Source organism: Flavobacterium salilacus subsp. salilacus (assembly GCF_004634195.1).
GTDB lineage: Bacteria > Bacteroidota > Bacteroidia > Flavobacteriales > Flavobacteriaceae > Flavobacterium > Flavobacterium salilacus.
Window position 1 is genome coordinate 136,279 of the sequence record NZ_SKBP01000005.1, and the last position, 16,394, is coordinate 152,672.

Here is a 16,394-nt window from a genome sequence, read left to right on the forward strand (position 1 = left end):
TAAATTAGTCATTTAAAAGATAACATTATGACGGCAGGCATTATCTTAGTACTTTGTTTACTTGTACTATTGGCTTACATTTTTGATTTAACCTCCTCGAAGACTAAAATACCTTCTGTACTTTTATTGCTTGCCCTTGGTTTCCTGGTGCGACAGCTATGTAATTTTTTCGGTATAACCTTAGTAAATCTGGAAAGCGTATTGCCTATATTGGGTAGCGTGGGGTTAATATTAATAGTTTTGGAAGGCGCTTTGGAGCTTGAACTCACTAAAGATAAAATTCCCGTGATAAAGCGGTCGGTTATTATAGGGTTTGTTCCTCTTATTATTCTTGCATTAATACTGGCTTTTGCTTTTAACTACATTACAGGTATCGATTTTAAAATATGTCTTATTAATGCCATACCTCTTGCTATTATCAGCAGCTCCGTAGCAATACCCAGCGTGCGCAGTTTTATGAAATCTGACAGAGAGTTCGTTATTTACGAGAGTAGTATTTCAGATATTATAGGGGTAATATTATTTAATTTTGTTACCATGCACGAAAGCTTTGGTTTCATGGCATTTGGCTCTTTCTTCGTTCAGCTTCTTATTATTATAGTAATTTCGTTTATTGCTACGGGTATGCTTTCTTTCATGCTGAGCAGGCTGGAACATCAAATAAAATTTGTACCGATTATATTTCTTGTGATACTTATTTATGAGATATCAAAAGAATTTCACCTCCCTTCACTTGTATTTATTTTGGTTTTCGGGTTATTCCTTAATAATCTTAATGAAATCAGGCACATTTCGTGGATACAAAAATTAAAACCAAAAGTATTAAGGCGAGAGGTGCATAAATTCAGAGAAATAACTATTGAAGCTACTTTTCTTGTTCGTGCCTTGTTTTTCCTTCTATTCGGTTATTTAATAGAATTAAAAGAAGTGCTTAATGCCGATGTTGTGTTATATTCGGCAGCCATTACGGCAGGTATTTATTTTATAAGAATAATTGCTTTGAAGCTGGCACGCACAAGACTTATACCTCTATTGTTTATTGCGCCAAGAGGCCTGATAACTATTTTGTTATTCCTGTCCATCATACCCGAAAATAGGCTGCCGTTTATGAATAGATCACTGATTATCCAGGTAATTATATTTACTTCTTTAATAATGATGATGGGGACTATTTCAAGTAAAAAAGAACCTAAAGAATCGGAAGCGGAAGAAACAGATTCAGGCGAAATTATCCCTGCCGGCGATGCAGTTATCAAAGAAAATTAAGTATAAGTTTGCAACTGTGTAGATGCTAAAAAAATTAGCGTATTGTGTAGCTAAAGAAAACGAAGTTAGGCTATAAACTTTTCAGTAATATTCGTATCCCTACTATTATAAGACATACTGCAAGCGATTTAATTATTAAAGAGCTTTTTACTTTATGTGACAGTAACGCCCCAACTTGAGCGCCGGGCACTACGCCTAAAGCTATCAGCAATATCATTTTTACAGTAGCAGGATTATCATAAGTGCCGTTAAAAGCATGTATTAATACACTAACGGTAGTCATAACAGCCAGTATAAAGTGTGATGTTGCCGTAGCAATATGCACAGGAAATTTTAGTATATTTACCATTGCGGGCACGTGTATTATACCTCCGCCAATGCCTAACAGTGGCGATATATATCCTACAATAATACTTATAATATTACCAAGCTTACTGTTGTAACTATAAGCATACAGTATTCCTTTTTTGTCGGTAATTAAACGCTGTTTGTAACCTTTTCTAATTACAGGCTTTGTTACTGTAGCTACAGTATTTTTATTTTTATAAAACAGATAAGCCGAAAGTAATATCAGTAATATACCAAATATGATATTGAAAAGTTTTTGTGGGATGTATTGTACCGTATATACTCCTAATACAGAGCCGGGTATGGTAAAAACGGCAAATGTTATTCCTGCCTTATAGTCCACACGTCCCGAACGGGCATAGGCAAAAGTACCGGATATTGCATTAACAGAAACCACCGCCATAGATATAGCAGTAATTACCTCGGGGCTAAATTCAGGATAAAAAATAAGTAAAAGCGGCACAAGTATAAAACCACCACCGGCGCCTATCAATGTTCCTATTGTTCCTATTAGCAGCCCGACGATTATTAGTATAATTGAATTTTCCAAAAAAAATAGATTAAGCGAGAGGGGAAAAGTTATTTATTATATTCTATTTTAATATTACTCATGCCGGCAACAATACTCATTAACTCCCAACCGCGTCCTTCATAGGTAACCGATTTCCAATTAATGTTATGTTCTGCCGGTTCTTGCCCAATTCCGTTAAGACCTGTATTCCCTGCTTCGCCATGAATAACAGCTATGTTATCGGTAAAATCAATAAAAAAGCGTACGTAATAATTCTCATGATACCTCATTGTAGTTTCCATATGGTTATTACCAGTTACTCTGTTTTCAGTATCAATATCAAATCCCATTCTTACTAATCTATTTATATATTCTCTTTTTAAATCATCAGCAGATAGATCAGAAGTAACTTTTATTTTGGTAGTGGTACTTGAGGGAGATTCATGCCAAGTGTCTACTATTGTGGAGGTATGACTCCCGCAAGATAAAGTAACTAAAGCCAGAATTATGACGGAATATTTTTTTATCATAATATTTCTCTTATAATATAATCAAGTTGATATCCGTATATGAAAGCGAAAACCAATCAGCAATAGACCTATTAGTAAGTAATCCGTGGTAAAAATAAATCCCGTTTTTAAAACCGCTGTTACAGCGTATAGAGCTTTCCAAACCTCCATTTTCAGCCATTTGTAATAAAAACGGACTTATTATATTACTGATTGACATTGATGCCGTTTTTGAATAACGCGAAGGGATATTGGGCACACAATAATGTATTACATTATTTTTGATAAAAGTGGGTCTTTCATGTGTGGTTATCTCGGAAGTTTCAAAACAGCCCCCCGTATCTATCGATACATCCATAATTACGGCTCCTTTTTTCATGTGTTCTACCATTGTTTCGCTCACAACAATAGGCGTGCGGTTTTTGCCTCGCATTGCCCCGATAGCAACATCGCAACGCATAAGCGCTTTCAGTAATGATTTTTCCTGTATGGTAGAGGTAAATATGCGTTGGTTTAAATTATTTTGAAGGCGACGCAATTTAGTGATCGAATTGTCAAAAACTTTTACGTTAGCCCCAAGCCCTATGGCTGTTCTGGCTGCAAATTCGGCTACTGTGCCTGCACCAATAATTACAACTTCGGTAGGAGGTACACCTGTTATATTACCAAAAAGCAGTCCTTTTCCTATTTTTTGATTTATCATCAATTCGGCAGCAATAAGCACTGATGCCGTGCCCGCAATTTCGCTGAGTAATTTTACAGCAGGGTAGGAGCCATCTTCATCTTTTATGAATTCAAAAGCCATTGCCGTTATTTTTTTGGCGGCAAGTGCCTCAAAATACTCTTTCTTTTGTGTTTTTAATTGTATTGCAGAGATAAGCAGTGTTTCCTGCTTTATCATTTCAATCTCCTTTTCTGTAGGCGGTTCTACCTTTAGCAAAACAGGGCAACTAAATACTTTTTTAGTATCCATAGTTATTTCTGCACCGGCATCACTGTACTCTTTATCAGTATAGCTGGAGCTTTCACCGGCTCCGCATTCTATCATTACCCTGTGTCCGTGTGCTGTTAATGAGTTTACGGCATCGGGCGTTAAGCAAATTCTTCTTTCCTGATATGATGTTTCCTTTGGGATACCAATAAAAAGATCGCTCCGCTGTCTGCTCACTTCAAGCTTCTCTTCCTGAGGGAGTAATTGTTGTTTGGTAAAGGGTGTTAATGACATGACTATACGTGATAATTGGCTCTAATTTACAAAAATAAAATGGATGCAAAAATTATTTCAAAACTACATGACGTCTGCCATCGGCTAATTGTTTAATCGTAATAGAGGAGTGGTCTAACGGTATAAGGTTCGGAGTTTTTTCAGGCCACTCTATCAGGCACATATTACCGGAATAAAAATACTCATCTATACCCATATCATAAGCCTCTTCTTCACTATTAAGCCTGTACAAATCAAAGTGGTATAGCGGATTACCTTCTGCTGTTTCATATTCATTTACTAATGAGAATGTAGGACTGGAGGTAATGCCGGTAACCCCCATTTGCCGGGCAATGGCTTTAATAAGTGTGGTTTTGCCTGCACCCATAGGCGCGTGAAAAACAACTATTTTTTTCAATCCATTTGCAAGCATTTGATTTGCCGCATCATCTATTTCCTCTAAAGAGAAAGTGATTTCCATATATTATGAGCCTGTTATTTTGGATTAAATACTAAAAACGGAATAATCATTTCTTCCAGCGATATACCGCCATGTTGGTACGTATTCCTGTAATAACTTACGTAATGATTAAAATTGTTTACATAAGCCAGAAACAAATCATTTTTTGCAAATATATAAGAGCTGCTCATGTTTATAGTAGGCAGTTGCACACTCTTAGGGTCTTTTATATGATATACGTCTTTATCTTCAAAAGTCAGGCTGCGTCCTGTTTTATAACGCAGGTTAAGGCTCGTATTCCTGTCGCCAATTACTTTGCTCGGATTTTTTACATTTATAGTACCATGATCGGTAGTAAGTATCAGTTTAAAGCCCATTAGCTGTGCCTGTTGTATCATTTCGAGTAATGGGGAGTTTTTAAACCAGCTTAGTGTAAGCGAGCGGTATGCCTTATCGTTACTGGCAAGCTCTTTTACTACTTCCATTTCGGTTTTGGCGTGCGACAGCATATCTACAAAGTTATATACTACTGTAGTGAGGTCGTTATCTTTAAGCCCTTTAAAGTTATCTACCAGCTTTTTACCATCTTTAAAGTTGGTTATTTTGTAATATTCCTGTTTTATATTAAGCCCAAGTCGTTTTAAATGCTCTGTAAGAAACTCGGCTTCATACAGGTTTTTGCCACCATCTTCAACATCATTTTTCCAATATTGAGGCAGCTTTTTCTCCATCTCTAAAGGCGTAAGCCCGGAGAATATTGCATTACGTGCATATTGTGTAGCCGTAGGTAAAATAGAGTAGTAGGCTGATTCTTTTTCCAGTTTATAGTGGTTGGCTACCACGCTCTGAAAAGCTTTCCACTGGTCATACCTCAGGTTATCTATAACTACAAAAAGTATAGGTTGTTTTTTTACAATTTCAGGCACTACCAGTTCGCGGAAAAGGTTATGCGACAGTATAGGTTTATCAGCATTGGGTTTATACCAGTCGGCATAGTTTCGCTCTATAAATTTACCAAATTGTGAGTTGGCTTCATGTTTCTGCGATTCCAATATCTCTACCATACTCTGGTCTTCAATCGTTTCGAGCTCCATCTCCCAAAACACCAGTCGTTTATACATATCTATCCAGTCTTCCCAACTGTTTACCATAGCCATATCCATAGCTATTTTTCGGAACTCTTTTTGGTAATCAAGCGTTGTTTTTTCCGATACCAACCGCGAGTTGTCTAAATTCTTTTTAAGACTCAGTAATATTTGGTTCGGGTTTACAGGTTTTATAAGGTAGTCGGCTATTTTAGAACCAATAGCCTCTTCCATTATGTACTCTTCCTCACTTTTGGTAATCATAATTACCGGAACAGATGATTTCAGCTCTTTTATTTCCGATAATGTTTCCAGCCCGCTAAGTCCCGGCATATTCTCATCAAGGAATACAATATCAAAATTTTCCTCTTTAAAAAGATCTATGGCATCTTGCCCATTATTAGCAGTAGTTACTTTATAATTTTTCTTTTCAAGGAAGAGTATGTGGGGTTTCAGCATATCTATTTCATCGTCAACCCAAAGTATATTTATTTCATTCATTTTATGAGTGAATTTTCGTTCGTAAATTAATGTTGCAAGTTAAAGGTAATTAACGATTTTTATCTTAATTATTGTATAAAAATACTTAAATGAAATTGTTATACTGAATAGCTTTTACTCAGAAAAACATGAGTTCGTTTAAACAAAACACTATGTTTACTATATTTGTTAAAAAATTACCCTTACTGTGAGCGAAATTAATAAGCTTAAAATATTAAACGACCCTATATACGGGTTTATATCCATAACAAATCCACTGGTTTACGATCTTATCCAACATCCATATTTTCAGCGCTTGCGTCGCATTTCACAAATGGGCATGTCATATCTGGTATATCCCGGTGCGCACCATACCCGTTTTCATCATGCATTGGGTTGTATGCACATCATGCAAAAAACCATTCAGGTACTTCAATTTAAAGGAGTGAAAATTTCTGAAGAAGAAGAAAATGCTTTGTGCATAGCCATATTATTGCACGATATAGGACACGGACCATTTTCGCATGCTATGGAGCATAGTATTGTAGAAGACGTAAACCACGAAGCCATTTCGCTGCTGTTTATGGATAAACTTAATAATGAGTTTGCCGGTAAACTGTCATTAGCAATACAAATATTTAAAGGAGAATACCATCGTAAGTTTATGTTACAGCTTATATCGAGCCAAATGGATATGGACAGGATGGACTACCTGAAGCGTGATAGTTTTTACAGTGGCGTTGCCGAAGGAAATATCAATTCGGAAAGGTTGATACAAATGATGAATGTAAAAGACGATATGCTGGTAATAGAGGAGAAAGGCATTTACTCTGTAGAGAAGTTTTTGGTAGCACGCCGGCTGATGTACTGGCAGGCATACCTGCACAAAACAAGTATAGCGGCAGAGTTTATACTAACCCGAATTTTAAAGCGAGCCAAAGAGCTAACCCAGCAGGGAGAAGTTTTGTTATGCAGCAAACCGCTACAGTTTTTCCTTCAGCAAAAGATAGGTTTGGATGATTTTAATGAAGATGTATTACAAACTTTTTCAAGGCTTGATGATTTTGATATTATAAGTGCCATAAAAGAGTGGCAATATCATGACGATTTTGTACTAAGCGAACTGAGCAGGATGATTATTAACAGAGATTTGCTAAAAATAAGATTATATCCTGAAAAGATAGACAAAAAAATGGTTGACGTTATGAAAGCCGAATTAATGAGTAGGTATAGCATTAGTGAAAAGGAGGCAGAATATTTTGTTTTTAAAGGGAAAATAAAAAATCAAGCTTATAACAAGTCGGGCGAACCTATACATATATTAAAGAAAGACGGCACGGTTGAAGAAGTGGCAGAAGCATCAGATCAGTTGAATTTAAAGGCATTAACTAAGCCGGTTACAAAATATTATATATGTTTTCCAAAAGTACTTTTGGAAAAAGCAGTGATTTAATATAATTTTATATTTTTGTCGGGATGAAATTTACAGCAGAACAAATAGCGGGACTACTGGAGGGAGAGGTCGTAGGTAACCCAAATGCCGAAGTATATAAGCTATCAAAAATAGAAGAAGGGACTCAAGGTTCACTTACTTTTTTAGCAAACCCTAAGTATCAACAATACATATATTCTACCGAGGCTACTATAGCTATCGTTAATAAATCTTTTGAGCCGGAAGCTTTTATAAAAACTACTTTGATAAAAGTAGATGATGCTTATAAATCGTTTTCTAAACTACTTGAATATTATAATCAGGTAAAATTGATGAAATCAGGAATAGAGCAGCCGTCTGTAATTGGCGATAATGTAATATATGGAGAAAACCTGTATCTTGGTAGTTTTTGTTATATAGGTAAAAATGTAAAAATTGGTAATAACGTAAAGATATACCCTAACAGTTTTGTGGGAGATAATGTAAACATTGGCGATAACACCATACTATTTGCCGGAGTGCGCATTTACTCGGAAACAGAGATAGGTAATAATTGTACCATACATTCAGGAGCTATAATAGGTTCGGACGGTTTCGGCTTTGCACCAAATGAAGAAGGAGTATATAGCAAAGTGCCGCAAATAGGCAACGTTATACTGGAAGATAATGTAGATGTGGGTGCGGGTACTACTATAGACAGGGCTACATTAGGCTCAACCATAATAAAAAATGGAGTAAAACTGGATAATCAGATACAAATAGCCCATAATGTTGTTATAGGAGAAAATACCGTAATTGCATCACAAACCGGTATAGCAGGCTCTACCAAAATAGGGCGTAACTGTATTATAGGCGGTCAGGTAGGTATTGTGGGGCATATTACTATTGGCAACGGCGTACGCATACAAGCCCAATCTGGGGTAGGAAGAAACATTGCGGATGGTGAAACCATTCAAGGAACGCCGGCTCTGGCTTATGCCGATTTTAATAAGTCATATGTTCATTTCAGGAACTTGCCCAAAATAGTGGCAGATATAAACGACCTTAAAGAAAATCTAAACAACAAAACTAAAACATCAGATAATGGTTAAGCAGACCACCATCAAAAATGAAATTTCATTAAAAGGAGTAGGTCTCCACACCGGTAAAGAAGTCACGATGACCTTTAAGCCGGCTCCTGTTGACAACGGATATACTTTTGTAAGGGTAGATTTAGAAGGTCAACCTATTGTAGAGGCAGATGCCAGTTATGTAGTAAACACCCAACGTGGTACTAATCTTGAGAAAAAAGGGGTAAAAATACAAACATCAGAGCATGTACTTGCAGCATTTGTTGGCTGCAATGTAGATAATGTAATTATTGAGCTTGATGCCTCCGAGCCTCCTATTATGGATGGTTCTTCTAAGTATTTTGTTGAAGCTATAGAAAAAGTTGGTGTAGTAGAGCAGGATGCTGAAAGACAAATATATGTTGTAAAAGAGGTAATATCTTATACTGACGAGGCTACAGGAAGCGAAATTATTGTAATGCCTGCTGATGACTACCAAGTAACTGCTATGGTAGATTTTGGTACTAAAGTATTAGGTACTCAAAATGCGACATTAAAGAATATTAACGACTTTAAAACTGAAATTGCTGACTCTCGTACTTTTAGTTTTCTTCATGAGCTTGAAGCGCTACTAAATAACGGACTTATTAAAGGAGGCGATCTTAACAATGCCATTGTGTATGTAGATAAAGAAATATCTTCGGAAACAATGGAAAACCTTAAAGTGGCTTTTGGTAAAGACAGTATTGCTATTAAACCCAATGGAATACTCGATAACCTTACACTTCATTACCCTAACGAGGCTGCACGCCACAAGCTACTAGATGTAATAGGCGACTTAGCACTTGTGGGTATGAGGATAAAAGGTAAAGTTATAGCAAACAAGCCCGGTCATTTTGTAAATACTCAGTTTGCGAAAAAATTATTAAAAATTATAAAAATAGAACAACGCAATCAAGTTCCTGTGTATGACCTGCACAAAGAACCATTGATGGATGTTAACAAAATAATGAGTATGCTGCCGCACCGACCACCGTTCTTGCTGGTAGATAAAATACTCGAAATGTCAGAAAACCATGTAGTTGGGTTAAAAAATGTTACGATGAACGAAAGTTTCTTTGTCGGGCATTTCCCCGGTGCTCCCGTTATGCCGGGAGTACTCATTGTAGAGGCAATGGCACAAACGGGCGGAATATTAATATTAAGCTCTGTTCCGGATCCTGAAAATTACCTTACTTATTTTATGAAAATTGACAATGTAAAGTTCAAACAAAAAGTATTGCCGGGCGATACGCTTGTATTTAAGTGCGACCTTATTTCTCCTATAAGGAGAGGTATTTGCCATATGCAAGCCAATGCTTATGCCAATGGCAAGCTGGTTGCTGAAGCCGAATTAATGGCGCAAATTGTCAAAAACAGCTAAAAAGAATCATATGAATCAACCATTAGCATATGTACATCCCGGCGCAAAAATCGCTAAGAATGTAGTAATAGAACCTTTTACCACAATACATAATAATGTGGAGATAGGCGAGGGCACTTGGATAGGCTCTAACGTTACTATAATGGAGGGTGCCAGAATTGGGAAAAATTGTAACATTTTTCCCGGAGCGGTAATCTCTGCTGTACCGCAGGATCTGAAATTTGGAGGTGAAGATTCACTTGCAATAATAGGAGATAACTGTACTATACGTGAGTGTGTTACAATAAATAGAGGTACTGTAGCATCCGGTGTTACCAAGTTGGGTAAAAACTGTTTGGTAATGGCTACTGCCCACATAGCACACGATTGCCATATTGGCGATAATGCAATTATAGTAAACGGCGTAGCACTTGCCGGTCATGTCACTGTAGGCAATTTTGCCATTATAGGCGGTCTTGCGGCAGTACATCAATTTATAAGCATTGGCGATCATGCCATGATATCCGGTGGTTCGCTGGTAAGAAAAGATGTTCCGCCATATACCAAAGCGGCAAAAGAACCCCTTTCATATGTTGGTATAAACTCTATCGGATTGAGAAGGCGAGGATTTTCTCCCGAAAAAATAAGAGAAGTACAAGATATTTACAGAATCCTGTATCAAAAGAATTATAATACCACCCAAGCATTGAGTATTATTGAAGCCGAAATGGAGGCAACTCCTGAGCGTGATGAGATAATATTATTTATCCGTAATTCTTCGCGTGGTGTAATGAAAGGTTATACAGGGATTTATTAAAAAATTGACTATCTTGTGGTGATTAAATTATCGAGATAAGCTATATGCAAACAAAATATAAATACAATATAATAAGATAATGGCAAGTACATCAGACATCAGGAATGGTTTATGCATTAAGTATAACCACGATATTTATAAAATTATAGAATTTCTTCACGTTAAGCCGGGTAAAGGACCTGCATTTGTGAGAACAAAACTTAAAAGCCTTACAAACGGAAAAGTGTTGGATAATACATTTTCTGCAGGACATAAAATAGAAGATGTAAGGGTAGAAACACATAAATATCAGTTTTTATATCCTGAAGGAGATCAATATCATTTTATGCATACTGAAACGTATGAGCAAATATCATTACTAAGAGATATTCTTGATGCTCCGGATTTATTAAAAGAAGGAGAAGTAGTAATGGTAATAGTTAATACCGAAACTGATTTACCACTTTCTGTAGATATGCCGGCATCGGTAGTACTTGAGGTTACTTATGCAGAACCGGGTGTAAAAGGTAACACGGCAACTAATGCTACCAAACCTGCAACCGTAGAAACAGGAGCATCTGTAAATGTACCTTTATTTATAAACGAAGGAGATAAAATTAAAATTGATACTGCTACCGGAGCTTACCAAGAGCGCGTAAAGGAGTAATATAATTTATATAGAGAACGAGTATGAAGTTCCCGAAAACTTATGCTTTAAAGGATATTGCCGAGATTATCGGTAGTGAATATATTGGCGATGCTGATTTTCCTGTACACGGTATGAATGAAATTCATGTTGTAGAAGCGGGCGATATTGTTTTTGTAGATCATCCTAAATATTATGATAAAGCATTACAGTCAGCAGCAACAATAGTTTTAATAAATAAAGAGGTTGATTGTCCTGAAGGCAAGGCTTTACTTATTTCTGACGACCCATTCAGGGATTTTAATACGCTAACACGCCATTTTCAACCATTTCAATCCTCTAATGTTTCTATTTCGCCTTCCGCTAAAATAGGAGAGGGAACTGTAATACAACCCAACACTTTTGTTGGTAATAATGTTACCATAGGTAAAAATTGCTTGATACACGCTAACGTTTCTATATATGATGGTACAGTTATTGGCGATAATGTAATAATACATGCCGGTACAGTGCTGGGAGCTGATGCTTTTTATTATAAAAAACGCCCTGAAGGTTTCGACCAATTATTATCAGGAGGCAGAGTAGTAATCCATAACAATGTAGGTATAGGTGCTTTATGCACCATAGATAAAGGTGTTACAGGTGATACAACTATTGGCGAAGGTACTAAAATAGACAATCAGGTACACGTAGGGCATGATACTGTAATAGGTAAAAAATGCCTTATTGCTGCACAAACCGGAATTGCTGGATGTGTTATTATAGAAGACGAAGTAACGATATGGGGACAGGTAGGTATGGCAAGCGGAATTACTATAGGTGCTAAAGCTATAGTACTGGCACAATCCGGTATCGGTAAATCACTGGATGGCGGTAAAACATATTTTGGTTCTCCTGCCGAAGAAGCAAGGGATAAAATGAAACAGTTAGCAAACATAAAACGCATTCCTGATATTTTGGAAAAACTAAAAGGTTAAAAGCATGGATGCAAAAGAGTTAGTAACGGCATATTATAAATCGAATGCTTTTGGTAATCCTGAAGTAGCAGACCGCTTTATACATAGCGATATAGTAATGGAATGGCGGAGTTCTAAAGGATTTTTACAGTTAAATAAAATTGATATCTTAGAACTTATATCAGGACTGAAAAAGGCATATTCTTCATATCGGCTGGATATCGGGCATATCATTGCCGATGGTAATAAAGCCTGTGCGCGCTACACGCATTATGTACACGCTTTTGAAAATCCTGATGAAGAGGTTATATTAGGACATTTTGTGGCTGTTTGGGAAATAAAAGATAACAAACTCTACAGAGGTTATTTGATGAGTCAGTTGGACTAACTTTAAAAAAGTCTATAATAATATATTCAACTTTGCTGTTTAAAATTTTTAAGCAGCTTTTTTTTGCAAATTTGATATACAAATATGAAAAAAAGCTTTATATATTTTAAGTAAAAAACTATTTTTGCATTGCTATTATAAATAATTTAAAAAATATATCCATGAGTGTTTTAGTTAACAAAAATTCCAAAATAATTGTTCAGGGATTTACAGGAAGCGAAGGTACCTTTCACGCTACCCAAATGATTGAATATGGCACCAATGTAGTAGGTGGTGTAACACCTGGTAAAGGCGGTACAACCCATTTAGATCGTCCTGTATTTAATACTGTTAAAGAAGCAGTGGAAGAAGCGGGTGCAGATACAACCATTATATTTGTTCCGCCTGCATTTGCTGCTGATGCAATTATGGAAGCGGCTGAAGCCGGTATCAAAGTAATTATAACTATTACCGAAGGTATTCCGGTTGCTGATATGATTAAAGCTTATGACTATATTAAAGATAAAGATTGCCGACTGATAGGTCCTAACTGTCCGGGTGTAATTACTCCGGAGGAAGCCAAAGTAGGTATCATGCCCGGTTTTGTTTTCAAAAAAGGTACGGTAGGTATTGTTTCTAAATCAGGAACATTAACTTATGAGGCTGCCGACCAGGTTGTAAAACAAGGTTTAGGAATTACAACAGCTATAGGTATAGGTGGCGACCCAATTATTGGTACTACTACTAAAGAAGCGGTTGAGCTATTGATGAACGACCCTGAAACCAAGTGTATCGTTATGATAGGAGAAATAGGCGGTCAGCTTGAGGCTGATGCTGCTAAATGGATAAAAGCAGATGGTAACAGAAAACCTGTTGTCGGTTTTATTGCCGGAGAAACTGCTCCTAAAGGACGTACCATGGGGCATGCCGGTGCTATTGTGGGTGGTGCAGATGATACTGCTGAGGCTAAAAAACGCATTATGAGAGAAAACGGAATACACGTTGTAGATTCTCCTGCTGAAATTGGTAAAAAAGTAAAAGAAGTTTTAGGATAGTTTATTCCTAATTTCTTTATTATATACAAAAAGGCTGCCCATTGGCAGCCTTTTCAGTTTTGAAACCTTGCTACTATTCTTTTTCAGCCATTGCTTCAAAGTTAATATCATTATAAGCACTGTCTGTAAGTGTTTGGTCAGCAGCTTTTTCTTCTTTCAGTGTTTCATGTAAAAGTTTTGCAGCTTCGTCCTGTCCCAGTGTTTTTGCAAAAGTGCATAGAGTACCGTAAGTCGCAATTTCGTAATGCTCTATTTTTTGAGCAGCGGCAATTATTCCGGCATCCCGAACCGCACCTGATTTTGTTTCTTTCATAATGTCTTCACCTTCTTCAAGAAGCCCTGCCATTGCCTCACATTTTTTACCCGAAGCTTTTTCACCTATCAATTCAAATACTTTTTCCAATCGGGTAATATGACCTTCCGTTTCTTTAGTATGATCATTAATAGCTTTTACAAGACTTTTTGTAGTTGCATTTTTAGCAATTGTGGGCAATGTCTTTAGCAAAGCTTTTTCTGCCCAGTAAATATCCTTTAAAGAATCAATATATAATTCTTTAAGACCTTCTGCAGCACTTGATTTTGCTTTTACTTTCGTTGCGCTTTTTGTTGTTTTTGTTTCTGTTCCCATAATGTTTATTATTTTTGATTAGTTAAAAATTTCGATTTTTATCGAGCTCACTATCAAAACTAATCAATGTGTAAAAGGTTGCATATTAACCAAATCATAAAAAAATGTCGCTCTAAGGATTATTTAACTTATAGTATAGTACATTTCTTATATACTCAATTTTAATTGTATTTTTATTATGAAAAAGGCTTTTGACCCTATAATTTTCCCCGAGTCTAAAATTCTTATTCTGGGTACTATGCCGGGCGAAAAGTCATTGGGGTTACAACAGTATTATGGAAATAGGGGTAATCAGTTCTGGAAAATATTGTTTACGCTCTTTAGACAGCCGTTTACTACTGATTATGAATTAAGAAAAAATTTACTGAAGAATTATGATATTGCTCTGTGGGATGTATTGCAATATTGCGAGCGAGAGGGGAGTTTAGACAGTAAAATTAAGAATGAACAACCTAACGATTTCAATATTTTTTACAAAAAGTTCCCTAACGTTAAATATGTATTTTTTTCCAGTAAAAACGCATATGCGTATTATAACAAATATATAGGATTGAGAGAGGAGTTGGTTTATGATATATTACCGTCGCCAAGTGGGGCAAATGCATCTATGCCATTTTTGAAAAAGCTGGCTGTATGGGAGGCTAAAATATTACCGCTTGTTAATAAGCAGTAACGTGTTCGGTTAAGTTAATTATGACTATTAAGTCATAAAATATTTTTGCAGTTTTCTCTGTCTGTAGTTTCTTATTCTTGCCTGCACCATATACTTCAATCTGTATTTTAAAGCTTTCAGTTTCATAATTAAACTCTTTTTGTTTTCGTATGCAATTTCATCATTTTATTGGTAATAGAGTTTAATTTTATATTAAACATATATTAAAAATGTATCAGTTGTTTTACAAGTGTTTAAGTGGATTTTAAATAAACATCTTTATAACAAAAAGTATTGTTTTATTAAAATTTTGATTGCTCAAGCAATCAAAATTTGTATTATATTTGGTTATATCGATATTTATAGTGCCATATATGAAAAAGCTTGTATTTTTTCTGTTGCTATCTGTTTCCTGTTTTGCACAGGTAAGTAATTTTTATGTAAAGGATAATGATTTGGTTTGGGAAAATGTCATTATTACAGATCAAAATAATATTCCGGAACTTATACAACGCCACCCAAGGCTTAACATTATTTCAGCATCGGGTACTTTATATAAAGGAAAAGGAACAGAAATAAAGCACATTTGTGAAGGCTGTTCATCTTATATGGATAATGAGTTATCTTTCGATTTCGAAATAAAACTAAGTGAAGGAAAATATGGTATAACAGTATCTAATTTAGTATATACACTATCACCACAAAAAACAGTTACAGCAGGTGATATTATGCTCAAGAATGGTGTTATTAAAAAAGAAATTGAGGAAGATCTTGCTTGCCTGAATAGGTTTTTCGGTAAAATATTCAGTATGACAACAGTTTATAAAAATAAGCTATAGCCTCTTTTAGTACAATTTGTCTTTCCCTGTATGATATTTTGAAAAATCAACACATAAATTTAGTAATCCAATCATTTTTCCTGAAGTGTTAAACATAGGTTTAGGATTGCATTCTACATAAAATCGTTTTCCTTGAATATTTTCTATAATCATTTCCTCCCGAAATGATTTTTCATGCTTTAAAGCCATAGCCATAGCCGTTTTGTCTATGGGTAATGGTTCTCCATTCATAGTATATGAAGTCCATCCCGTATAATAATAATCTTTTCCTAATTCCGGAGTTGCATCCCAAAAGTTTGCTGCAGCCTTATTATAATATGTTATTCTGCCTTGAGTATCGCAAGTATATATTATGGCAGGAGTAAATTCTATAAGCCTCGAAAAATATTCTTCTTTTATGATTGGTACACAATCATTATTTTTTTGAGGATTGTCCGAATCGCTAAAATATCCTATTTTGTCCATTTTAGTAGTTATTTAATTAATCCTTGTTGTGGAGAAAAAATATAAACCTTAATTAATCATCTATAAATTTACATAAAATTTATATTGAACCATATAAATGAATAAAATTAAAACATAATAGTTAAAAAAACGCAAAATATTAACATTTTAAGTGATTAATAATTACATCCATCATTGCAGTAAATTATTTATATTGAACATGTATTTATTTAAATAATAGGATGTTAAAAGATCACAAAAAAGG

18 protein-coding genes are annotated in these 16,394 nt (G+C 35.6%); 11 read left to right on the top strand and 7 right to left on the bottom strand.

Annotated features, from left to right (window positions below; genetic code table 11):
* Positions 1-27 precede the first annotated feature (27 nt).
* Positions 28-1,266: a cation:proton antiporter gene (locus E0W68_RS07955; protein ID WP_135218896.1), complete on the top strand. Its 1,239-nt coding sequence runs from the start codon at positions 28-30 to the stop codon at positions 1,264-1,266.
* Between the two features lie 70 nt (positions 1,267-1,336).
* Here E0W68_RS07955 and E0W68_RS07960 read toward each other — a convergent pair whose 3' ends face one another.
* From E0W68_RS07960 to porX, 5 genes are all read right to left on the bottom strand, one after another.
* Positions 1,337-2,164: a sulfite exporter TauE/SafE family protein gene (locus E0W68_RS07960; RefSeq protein ID WP_135218897.1), complete on the bottom strand. Its 828-nt coding sequence runs from the start codon at positions 2,162-2,164 to the stop codon at positions 1,337-1,339.
* Between the two features lie 29 nt (positions 2,165-2,193).
* Positions 2,194-2,475 (bottom strand): hypothetical protein, encoded by a 282-nt coding sequence (locus E0W68_RS07965; RefSeq protein ID WP_135218898.1) that lies wholly within the window; start codon positions 2,473-2,475, stop codon positions 2,194-2,196.
* A gap of 190 nt (positions 2,476-2,665) precedes the next feature.
* A complete protein-coding gene (locus E0W68_RS07970) occupies positions 2,666-3,859 on the bottom strand; it encodes an alanine dehydrogenase (protein WP_135218899.1) in 1,194 nt (397 codons plus the stop codon).
* A gap of 52 nt (positions 3,860-3,911) precedes the next feature.
* Positions 3,912-4,319, bottom strand: a complete 408-nt coding sequence (gene tsaE, locus E0W68_RS07975; protein ID WP_135218900.1) for a tRNA (adenosine(37)-N6)-threonylcarbamoyltransferase complex ATPase subunit type 1 TsaE — start codon at positions 4,317-4,319, stop codon at positions 3,912-3,914.
* A gap of 14 nt (positions 4,320-4,333) precedes the next feature.
* Complete coding sequence (porX, locus tag E0W68_RS07980; RefSeq protein WP_135218901.1) at positions 4,334-5,884, bottom strand: T9SS response regulator signal transducer PorX; 1,551 nt, start codon at positions 5,882-5,884, stop codon at positions 4,334-4,336.
* 187 nt (positions 5,885-6,071) lie between these two features.
* Here porX and E0W68_RS07985 point away from each other — a divergent pair, with 187 nt between their 5' ends.
* The 8 genes from E0W68_RS07985 to sucD all read left to right on the top strand — a co-directional run bounded on the left by E0W68_RS07985 (position 6,072) and on the right by sucD (position 13,566).
* Positions 6,072-7,316, top strand: coding sequence for an HD domain-containing protein (locus E0W68_RS07985; RefSeq protein WP_135218902.1), 1,245 nt, complete (start codon positions 6,072-6,074; stop codon positions 7,314-7,316).
* 23 nt (positions 7,317-7,339) lie between these two features.
* Positions 7,340-8,386 (top strand): UDP-3-O-(3-hydroxymyristoyl)glucosamine N-acyltransferase, encoded by a 1,047-nt coding sequence (gene lpxD, locus E0W68_RS07990; RefSeq protein ID WP_135218903.1) that lies wholly within the window; start codon positions 7,340-7,342, stop codon positions 8,384-8,386.
* The gene (locus E0W68_RS07995; RefSeq protein ID WP_135218904.1) at positions 8,379-9,767 is read left to right on the top strand and encodes a bifunctional UDP-3-O-[3-hydroxymyristoyl] N-acetylglucosamine deacetylase/3-hydroxyacyl-ACP dehydratase; all 1,389 of its coding nucleotides are present in this window, start codon (positions 8,379-8,381) and stop codon (positions 9,765-9,767) included. Before lpxD ends, E0W68_RS07995 begins: the two co-directional genes overlap by 8 nt.
* A gap of 10 nt (positions 9,768-9,777) precedes the next feature.
* Positions 9,778-10,563, top strand: coding sequence for an acyl-ACP--UDP-N-acetylglucosamine O-acyltransferase (gene lpxA, locus E0W68_RS08000; protein WP_135218905.1), 786 nt, complete (start codon positions 9,778-9,780; stop codon positions 10,561-10,563).
* 79 nt (positions 10,564-10,642) lie between these two features.
* A complete protein-coding gene (gene efp, locus E0W68_RS08005; RefSeq protein WP_135218906.1) occupies positions 10,643-11,209 on the top strand; it encodes an elongation factor P in 567 nt (188 codons plus the stop codon).
* A 23-nt stretch (positions 11,210-11,232) separates the two neighbouring features.
* Positions 11,233-12,165 carry a UDP-3-O-(3-hydroxymyristoyl)glucosamine N-acyltransferase gene (locus E0W68_RS08010; RefSeq protein ID WP_135218907.1) on the top strand — a complete coding sequence of 311 codons (933 nt, stop codon included), beginning with the start codon at positions 11,233-11,235 and terminating at the stop codon, positions 12,163-12,165.
* Positions 12,166-12,169: 4 nt separating this feature from the next.
* A complete protein-coding gene (locus E0W68_RS08015; RefSeq protein WP_135218908.1) occupies positions 12,170-12,532 on the top strand; it encodes a nuclear transport factor 2 family protein in 363 nt (120 codons plus the stop codon).
* Positions 12,533-12,693: 161 nt separating this feature from the next.
* On the top strand, positions 12,694-13,566 hold the full coding sequence (sucD, locus tag E0W68_RS08020; RefSeq protein ID WP_135218909.1) for a succinate--CoA ligase subunit alpha: 873 nt from the start codon (positions 12,694-12,696) through the stop codon (positions 13,564-13,566).
* A 73-nt stretch (positions 13,567-13,639) separates the two neighbouring features.
* Here the strand turns inward: sucD and E0W68_RS08025 are convergent, their stop codons facing one another.
* Positions 13,640-14,194, bottom strand: coding sequence for a YciE/YciF ferroxidase family protein (locus tag E0W68_RS08025; protein WP_135218910.1), 555 nt, complete (start codon positions 14,192-14,194; stop codon positions 13,640-13,642).
* A 178-nt stretch (positions 14,195-14,372) separates the two neighbouring features.
* Between E0W68_RS08025 and E0W68_RS08030 the strand changes: the two genes are divergently transcribed.
* Together E0W68_RS08030 and E0W68_RS08035 are read left to right on the top strand one after the other, a co-directional pair.
* Positions 14,373-14,867 carry a DNA-deoxyinosine glycosylase gene (locus tag E0W68_RS08030; protein ID WP_135218911.1) on the top strand — a complete coding sequence of 165 codons (495 nt, stop codon included), beginning with the start codon at positions 14,373-14,375 and terminating at the stop codon, positions 14,865-14,867.
* Positions 14,868-15,220: 353 nt separating this feature from the next.
* Positions 15,221-15,685: a hypothetical protein gene (locus E0W68_RS08035; protein WP_135218912.1), complete on the top strand. Its 465-nt coding sequence runs from the start codon at positions 15,221-15,223 to the stop codon at positions 15,683-15,685.
* Between the two features lie 6 nt (positions 15,686-15,691).
* Here E0W68_RS08035 and E0W68_RS08040 read toward each other — a convergent pair whose 3' ends face one another.
* Positions 15,692-16,150, bottom strand: a complete 459-nt coding sequence (locus E0W68_RS08040; protein ID WP_135218913.1) for a PAS domain-containing protein — start codon at positions 16,148-16,150, stop codon at positions 15,692-15,694.
* Positions 16,151-16,394: the final 244 nt, after the last annotated feature.

Bases quoted from the DNA above. Each gene is read 5' to 3' on its own strand.
- lpxA (WP_135218905.1), top strand. From the start codon at position 9,778: ATGAATCAACCATTAGCATATGTACATCCCGGCGCAAAAATCGCTAAG.
- E0W68_RS07995 (WP_135218904.1), top strand. From the start codon at position 8,379: ATGGTTAAGCAGACCACCATCAAAAATGAAATTTCATTAAAAGGAGTA.
- sucD (WP_135218909.1), top strand. From the start codon at position 12,694: ATGAGTGTTTTAGTTAACAAAAATTCCAAAATAATTGTTCAGGGATTT.
- tsaE (WP_135218900.1), bottom strand. From the start codon at position 4,319: ATGGAAATCACTTTCTCTTTAGAGGAAATAGATGATGCGGCAAATCAA.
- E0W68_RS08040 (WP_135218913.1), bottom strand. From the start codon at position 16,150: ATGGACAAAATAGGATATTTTAGCGATTCGGACAATCCTCAAAAAAAT.
- E0W68_RS08010 (WP_135218907.1), top strand. From the start codon at position 11,233: ATGAAGTTCCCGAAAACTTATGCTTTAAAGGATATTGCCGAGATTATC.
- lpxD (WP_135218903.1), top strand. From the start codon at position 7,340: ATGAAATTTACAGCAGAACAAATAGCGGGACTACTGGAGGGAGAGGTC.
- E0W68_RS07970 (WP_135218899.1), bottom strand. From the start codon at position 3,859: ATGTCATTAACACCCTTTACCAAACAACAATTACTCCCTCAGGAAGAG.
- E0W68_RS07955 (WP_135218896.1), top strand. From the start codon at position 28: ATGACGGCAGGCATTATCTTAGTACTTTGTTTACTTGTACTATTGGCT.
- efp (WP_135218906.1), top strand. From the start codon at position 10,643: ATGGCAAGTACATCAGACATCAGGAATGGTTTATGCATTAAGTATAAC.
- E0W68_RS08025 (WP_135218910.1), bottom strand. From the start codon at position 14,194: ATGGGAACAGAAACAAAAACAACAAAAAGCGCAACGAAAGTAAAAGCA.
- E0W68_RS08015 (WP_135218908.1), top strand. From the start codon at position 12,170: ATGGATGCAAAAGAGTTAGTAACGGCATATTATAAATCGAATGCTTTT.
- porX (WP_135218901.1), bottom strand. From the start codon at position 5,884: ATGAATGAAATAAATATACTTTGGGTTGACGATGAAATAGATATGCTG.
- E0W68_RS08030 (WP_135218911.1), top strand. From the start codon at position 14,373: ATGAAAAAGGCTTTTGACCCTATAATTTTCCCCGAGTCTAAAATTCTT.
- E0W68_RS07965 (WP_135218898.1), bottom strand. From the start codon at position 2,475: ATGGGATTTGATATTGATACTGAAAACAGAGTAACTGGTAATAACCAT.
- E0W68_RS08035 (WP_135218912.1), top strand. From the start codon at position 15,221: ATGAAAAAGCTTGTATTTTTTCTGTTGCTATCTGTTTCCTGTTTTGCA.